This is a genomic window from Phenylobacterium sp., from assembly GCF_030693805.1.
Classification (GTDB): Bacteria; Pseudomonadota; Alphaproteobacteria; order Caulobacterales; family Caulobacteraceae; genus Phenylobacterium.
Genome location: NZ_JAUXZW010000343.1, coordinates 21,121 through 27,727, shown reverse-complemented (window position 1 = coordinate 27,727; position 6,607 = coordinate 21,121). Strand labels below are relative to the sequence as shown.

Genomic DNA, 6,607 nt, shown 5'->3' with positions numbered 1-6,607 from the left:
CTGGATGACCCGCTGGCGCCGTCTGGTCCGCGACTACGAGGCCCGGATCGACGTCTCGCAGGCCATGATCCTCGTCGCCATGGGCGGAAACCTGCTACGCCGGACCACCCACCCGTGAGTTTCCAAACGGACTCTGAGCGGGGTGCGGGTGCTGGACATGACCGCGCTGATCTCCGGACCCCTGTGCAGCCAGGTCCTGGCCGATCTGGGCGCCGAGGTGATCCGGGTAGAATCGGCCGGCAGCGACGTGATGCGCTTCGTGGCGCCCCTGCATCAGGGGATGAGCGCCTTCTTCGAACAGGTGAACCGCGGCAAGAAGTCGATCACCGTGGATCTCAAGAGCGATGAGGGCCGCGCCATGGTCCACAAGCTCGCCGACAGCTCCGACATCTTCCTGCAGAACAGCCGGCCGGGCGTGATGGAGCGTCTGGGCTTCGGCTACGAAGCTCTGCGCAAGTCCAACCCGCGACTGATCTATGTGGCGATCAGCGGCTTCGGCGAGACCGGCCCGTTCGTCAATCGACCTGCCTATGACGCGGTGATCCAGGGGATCACCGGCTTTATGCCAATCCAGGGCGGCGTCGGCGGCGATCCCGTGGCGATCCGTTCGGTGATCGCCGACAAGATCACCGCCATGTCGGCCGCCAACGCCACGGTCGCGGCGCTGTACCATCGCGACCACGACGAGGGACGCGGGCAGAAGGTGTCGGTAAACATGGCCTCCGCGTTCTCGGCGTTCATGCTGGTCGATCAGATGCACGACCATACGTTCGTGTCGTCCGGGATGGAGCCGACGCCGCGCTCTGGATCGCTAGGGTCCTACCGGCTGCTCGACACCGCCGACGGCCAGGTGATCGGCATGGTCCTGCAACCCAGCCAGTGTGAGCGCTTCCTCACCGCGCTCGGCCGGCCGGACATGGTCAGCGACGAGCGGTTCGCGACCATGCCCTCGATCGGCCGCCACATGGATCTGCTCTACGACACCGTCGCCGACACGGTGGCCGCCATGACCACCGAGGCCTTCCTCGCTCTGATGGAGGAGAACAGCATCCCCTACGGCAAGGTGAACACCACCGCCGAGTTCCTCGCGAGCCCCGAGGCGCTGCACAGCCAGGCCTATGTCGACGTCGAGGATCCGGAATTGGGGACGGTGCGCCACCTCAACTATCCCGCCCGATTCGAACGCTCCCCGGCGGACGCTACGCGGCGCGCACCGAAGCTCGGCGAGCACAACGACGAGATTCTCGCGCCCCTGCGCCAACCGGCCGGCGCGGGCTGAGCGAGCCGCGATCTACCGCATGCCCAGCGCCTCGACCATGTCCAGGTCGATGGCGGCGTGCAGGGAACGGATAGCGGACATGTCCGTCACCTCCTGCGACTGCATGTCATAGGGGTTGAACACCGACTGGGTCATGTTGTGCATCTGGTTCTGCCGGTAGGACAGGAACAGGTCGTCGAAGCTGGGCGCGTCCGCCACGCCGCTCGCGACCAGCACGTTGCGATAGAGCGCGATCAGATCGCGCTCGTGCTTGCGCCGGCCATCGGTGGTCAGCGAGCTCATCATCATCTCGGCGTGGTCGTGGCCCGGGGCGCCGGGGAAGACGAGCTGCCAGTCCAGGAAACCGGGGGCGCCGTCGGGCTCGTAGAACATGTTCCCGGAGTGTGGATCGCCATGGCAGAGCGTGTGCGGGAGCCGGTCGTTCAGCTCGTACAGGCGGGTGAGCGCCGCCAGCGCGAACGCGCGGTCGGGAAACACCTGGCGGAGCATGTCGCCGTAGACCCGCTCATGCACCGCGTTCCAGTGCTTCTCGCGCAGCAGGTAGTGCAGGAAGCTGCGTTGCGGGTCGGCCCAGGCGCGATAGGCCGGCAGGCGGGGATCATTCCAGAACTTCGCATGCAGCTTGCCGAGGCCTTCCATGGTCGCCGCCACGGTGTCGAGCGACTTGTCCAGAGTGACGTGGCCGAAGCGCACGCCGCGCTGGGTCATGTCCTCCAGGATGATCACGCCCTGCTTGGCCTCCTCATCGACGCCGGCGAAGTAGGCGAGCGGAATGTTGACCGGAACCTCGGGCGCCAACTCGGCATAGAAGCGCGCCTCCTGAATCAGCACCGCCCACACGCGATTGCGCATGACGTCGTCGAAGCCGCCTTTGACGTAGATCGACGCCGGCAGATCCGCGTGTCCGCCTTGCTCGGCGTAGGTCAGTGCGAAACGCGCCGACGTCGAAGTGCCGGAGCGTTCCTGGTCGCGCGTGGCGCTGGCCACCCGAACGCCGGGGAAGCGCGTGTCGAGCGCTTGCGTCAGCCAATCCGGCGTCACCGCGTCCAGCGACAGCGGCAGGCGCATGCGCGTGGCGTTCAGGCTCATGGTCGCGTCCTCACCCAAATTTTCTTGTGTTCCGTAAGTTAGGTTATGGTGCGTATTCCCCGGACGATGCAAGCTCGTCCGGGTTCGCCGATCAACGGCGGCGGGATGTTTCATCGTCAAGGGAGTCGGCGCATGCGGGCCGCGGTGTTCGAACAGGCTGGATCGAAGCTCAAGGTTCAGGACGTGCCCGATCCGACGCCCGGGCCCGGCCAGCTGGTGATGAAGGTCAAGTACTGCGGCGTCTGCGGCAGCGACCTGCACATGACCGACGCCCACGCGCCGAGGAACCCGACGGCCGGCTCGATCCTGGGGCATGAGTTCTGCGGCGAGGTGGTCGCGGTGGGGCCGGGCGTCGAGGGCGACTGGAAGACCGGCGACAAGATCACCGCGCTGCCGTTCATCGGTTGCGGCGGCTGCGCGGCCTGTCTCGCCGGCCAACCGGTGTGGTGCTCGCAGGGCAAGTCGCACGCCGGCGGCGTCGTGCCGGGCGGCTTCGCGGAATACGTCGCCGTCGGCGCGCGCGAGACCCTGCGATTACCGCAGAGCCTGTCGTGGGAGGAAAGCGCCCTGGTCGAACCGCTCGCGGTCGGACTGCACGGCGTGGAGCTGGCGAAGCTGAAGCCGGGCGCCAATATCCTGGTGGTCGGCGCAGGCCCCGTCGGCCTCGCCGTCGTCGCCTGCGCCAGGGCGCTCGGGGCTGGCCGCATCGTGGTCACGGCCAAAAGCGATCGACGCGCCGACCTGGCGCGCGCCATGGGCGCCAGCGACTTCGTCACCACCGAGGAGAAGGTCGGCTCCGCGTTCCGCAAGCTGGTCGGCGGCCCGCCGGACGTGATCTTCGAGTGCGTGGGTTCGCCCGGGATGATCGACTACTGCATCGGCCTGGCCGCGCCCCGCTCCACGATCGTGGTGCTGGGCGTCTGCATGCAGCAGGACACGATGCGGCCGATGCTGGGGATCGTGAAGGAGCTGAACCTGCAGTTCTCCCTGGCCTACGGCGTGCGTGACTTCGATGTCGCGGCGGACATGCTGTTGCGCTCGCGCGTCGATCTCACCGGCATGGTCACGGACATCGTCGACTTCGACGCCTTCCCGGACGCCTTCGAGGCGCTGCGCCACCGCAGCCACCAGTGCAAGGTGCTGCTCGCGCCGGCCTGACGGATCCTCGATCCGACTGCGCCGCGCAGGCTTGACGTCAGCGCCTTAGCCTAGGCGTTTGCGGCGCAAGGTTTCGAATAGCCGCCACGGGAGGGCATGCAATGGCCAGGGTCGTCAGGTTCCACGAGACGGGCGGGCCAGAAGTGCTGCGCGTCGAGACCCTCGACGCCGGCGAACCCGGCCCAGGCGAGGCGCTGGTGCGGATCGAGGCGATCGGGCTCAATCGCGCCGAGGCCGCACGCCGTGGCGGCCACTACATCGTCAAGCCGCCGTTGCCGGCGCGCCTGGGCGCGGAGGCCACGGGCGTGATCGTCAAGCTCGGTCCCGACAGCGGCGACTGGGCTGTGGGCGACGCCATCTGCACCACCCCCAACGGCGGGCTGGTGCAACCCGGCGTATACGCCTCGGAAGTGGTGTTGCCTCTGGCCGGAATGCTGCGGCGCCCCGAGGGTCTCGCGCCGGAGCAGGCGGCTTCGGTGTGGGTGGCGTTCTTCACCGCCTGGGGCGGCATGGTGGAGACCGGCGGCCTGGCCAAGGGTGAGTTCGTGATCATCCCCGCCGCCTCCAGCGGCGTCGGCCTGGCCGCCGTGCAGATCGCCAGCGATCTCGGCGCGATCCCGATCGCCGCCACCCGGCGCAGCGACAAGGCCCAGGCGCTGCGCGACGCCGGCGCCGCCCACGTGGTGGCCACCGAGGAGCAGGACCTGAAGGCCGAGGTGGCGCGGATCACCGATGGCAAGGGCGTGCGGCTGATCTTCGATCCCGTCGCCGGACCATTCGCCGAGACGCTGTTCGAATGCCTGACCGATGACGGCGTGCTGATGATCTACGGCGGCATGGCGAACCTGCCAGCCACCTTCCCGCGGCAGTTGGCGATCCGCCGGAATCTGACGATGCGAGGCTACAACTTCTTCACCATGCTCAACGACCCGGCGCGGCGCGCGGCCGCCTACGATTACATCTGGGCTCGGCTCAAGGACGGACGTTTCAGGATGCCGGTGGCTAAGGTGTTCGCTCTGGAGGATGTGGTCGAGGCGCACCGCTACCTTGAGTCTAACCAGCACGTCGGCAAGGTCGTCATGCGGCCCTGAGCGGGTCGGGTCACGGGGTTACGTTGACGGTTGCGGTCGGCGACCGAGACCGCGCCGCGGGAAGGGGAGTGGTGCAGATGACCGAAGAGGGCCGAGCGCGCGCGAAGGTGGTGTTCCTGGACCGCGCCACCCTGCCGCCCGCGGTCGTCCTCCCGACGCTGGATTTCGCCCACGACCTGGAGGTCTTCGAACGCAGCGCCCCGCATGAGGTCGACGCACGCATCGCCGGCGCGGACATCGTCATCGTCAACAAGGCGCCGATCACCGCCGCTGCACTGCAAGGCGCGCCGGCGGTCAAGCTGGTGGCCGTCGCCGCAACCGGCGCGGATAACATCGACCTGGCGGCCTGCCGCGCCCGTGGCGTCGTGGTGTCGAACATTCGGGGATACGCGGTCAACGCTGTGCCGGAGCACACGATCGCGCTGATGCTGGCGCTACGGCGCAACCTGATCGCCTATCGTCAGTCGGTGGCCGACGGTCGTTGGTCGCAAGCCGGGCAGTTCTGCTATTTCGACTATCCGCTCGGCGACCTTGCGGGCGCGACGCTGGGCATCGTCGGCGCGGGCGCGCTGGGCGGCGCGGTCGGTCGACTGGCCGGCGCCTTCGGCATGCGTGTCCGCTACCTGGCGCACCATCGCGCGATCGATGAGCGGCATGTGTCGCTGGAGACTTTGCTGGGCGAGAGCGACGTGATCTCGCTGCACTGTCCACTGACACCGCAGACGCGCCACATGATCGGCGCCGACCAGTTCGCACAGATGCGGCGTCGACCCATCTTGATCAACACTGCGCGCGGCGGGTTGGTGGACGACACGGCGCTGGTCGATGCGCTGGTCAGCGGTCAGATCTCCGGCGCCGGGCTGGATGTTGTCGGCGTGGAGCCGATGCCGGACGACCACCCGTTCCGCGCGCTGCTGGGGATGCCGAATTTCATCGTCACGCCGCATGTGGCCTGGGCCAGCGTCGGGGCGACAGACACTCTGGCGCGCCAGCTTGTCGACAACATCAACGGGTTCTGGGCCGGCGCGCCCCGCAACGTTCTCGACCCACGTTGAGCGCTGCGCCGACGCCCATTCGGAGGAGCGAGATGGCTGACTTCACCACGGTGCGTTCGATGATGTTCGTGCCGGCCAATCTGCGGCGCCGGTGGGAGCGGGCGCACACGCGCGGCGCCGACGTGCTGATCGTCGACCTGGAGGATGGGGTCGGTGTGCCCGACAAACCCGAGGCGCGCACCATGGTGGGCGATGCGGTCGACTTCCTGGTCGGCGAGGGCGCGCGCGTGGTGGTGCGCATCAACGCGCCCTGGCTGATGGCGATCGAGGATCTCAAGGTCGCCGTGCGCCCCGGCGTCTCGGCGCTGATGGTCCCCAAGGTGGAGGACGCCGGCCGTCTCGCCGCGCTCGCGCAGATCGTCGGCGAGCACGAGGCCGAGCGCGGGCTGCCGAAGGGCGCGATCGCCTTCATCGTCATGATCGAATCGCCGCTGGCGCTGGAACATCTGGGCGAGATCGCCGATGCGCCCAGGGTGGCGGGGCTGACCTTGGGCACGGAAGATTTCTCGCTGAGCATGGGCGTCGCGCCCACCGCCGACGTGCTTGACCATCCCGCCCGGTTGATCGCCCTCGTCACCAAGGCGCGAGGCATCGCCGGGTTCGCGGTGCCGACCAGCATCATGGGCATCGACGAGCCGGAGGTCTTCGGCGCGGCCGCCAGGCGGGCGCGCGCCATGGGCCTCAACGGCGGCGCCTGCGCGGACCCTCGCCAGGTGACCGAGGCCAACGCGGCGTTCAGTCCCTCGACCGAAGAGATCGCCGAGGCGCACGCGGTGCTGGCGGCCTGGGAAGCGGGCGGCGGACAGGGCGTCGTGCGCTATGGCGCGCGCATCCTGGACGTCCCCGTGGTCCTGCTCGCCGAGAGGACCCTGGCCCAGGCCCGCGCCCTGGGTTTCTGAGTCAGCATCACAGTCGACGGCGTGGCGGCGGCGTGG

General features: G+C 68.5%; 6 protein-coding genes and 1 pseudogene. 6 read left to right on the top strand and 1 reads right to left on the bottom strand.

The window, feature by feature from the left end; genetic code table 11:
• A pseudogene (locus Q8M88_RS13535) lies at positions 1–118 on the top strand (IS5/IS1182 family transposase); the annotation flags it as partial.
• Between the two features lie 24 nt (positions 119–142).
• Entirely contained in the window at positions 143–1,279 is a 1,137-nt protein-coding gene (locus tag Q8M88_RS13530) for a CaiB/BaiF CoA-transferase family protein (RefSeq protein ID WP_305597684.1), read from the top strand.
• Between the two features lie 12 nt (positions 1,280–1,291).
• Here the strand turns inward: Q8M88_RS13530 and Q8M88_RS13525 are convergent, their stop codons facing one another.
• Positions 1,292–2,368, bottom strand: coding sequence for a phosphotransferase (locus Q8M88_RS13525; RefSeq protein WP_305597683.1), 1,077 nt, complete (start codon positions 2,366–2,368; stop codon positions 1,292–1,294).
• Between the two features lie 132 nt (positions 2,369–2,500).
• On the opposite strand from Q8M88_RS13525, the gene Q8M88_RS13520 reads away from it, so the two are divergent.
• The 4 genes from Q8M88_RS13520 (at position 2,501) to Q8M88_RS13505 (ending at position 6,571) form a co-directional block, all read left to right on the top strand.
• Complete coding sequence (locus tag Q8M88_RS13520; RefSeq protein ID WP_305597682.1) at positions 2,501–3,526, top strand: alcohol dehydrogenase catalytic domain-containing protein; 1,026 nt, start codon at positions 2,501–2,503, stop codon at positions 3,524–3,526.
• Positions 3,527–3,627: 101 nt separating this feature from the next.
• Positions 3,628–4,617, top strand: coding sequence for a zinc-dependent alcohol dehydrogenase family protein (locus tag Q8M88_RS13515; RefSeq protein WP_305597681.1), 990 nt, complete (start codon positions 3,628–3,630; stop codon positions 4,615–4,617).
• A 77-nt stretch (positions 4,618–4,694) separates the two neighbouring features.
• A complete protein-coding gene (locus Q8M88_RS13510) occupies positions 4,695–5,672 on the top strand; it encodes a D-2-hydroxyacid dehydrogenase (protein WP_305597680.1) in 978 nt (325 codons plus the stop codon).
• Between the two features lie 32 nt (positions 5,673–5,704).
• A complete protein-coding gene (locus tag Q8M88_RS13505) occupies positions 5,705–6,571 on the top strand; it encodes a CoA ester lyase (RefSeq protein WP_305597679.1) in 867 nt (288 codons plus the stop codon).
• The last annotated feature ends 36 nt before the right edge of the window (positions 6,572–6,607 follow it).

Excerpts from the sequence above, each read along its gene's own strand:
- Q8M88_RS13515 (WP_305597681.1), top strand. The coding sequence starts at position 3,628 with ATGGCCAGGGTCGTCAGGTTCCACGAGACGGGCGGGCCAGAAGTGCTG.
- Q8M88_RS13510 (WP_305597680.1), top strand. The coding sequence starts at position 4,695 with ATGACCGAAGAGGGCCGAGCGCGCGCGAAGGTGGTGTTCCTGGACCGC.
- Q8M88_RS13520 (WP_305597682.1), top strand. The coding sequence starts at position 2,501 with ATGCGGGCCGCGGTGTTCGAACAGGCTGGATCGAAGCTCAAGGTTCAG.
- Q8M88_RS13505 (WP_305597679.1), top strand. The coding sequence starts at position 5,705 with ATGGCTGACTTCACCACGGTGCGTTCGATGATGTTCGTGCCGGCCAAT.
- Q8M88_RS13525 (WP_305597683.1), bottom strand. The coding sequence starts at position 2,368 with ATGAGCCTGAACGCCACGCGCATGCGCCTGCCGCTGTCGCTGGACGCG.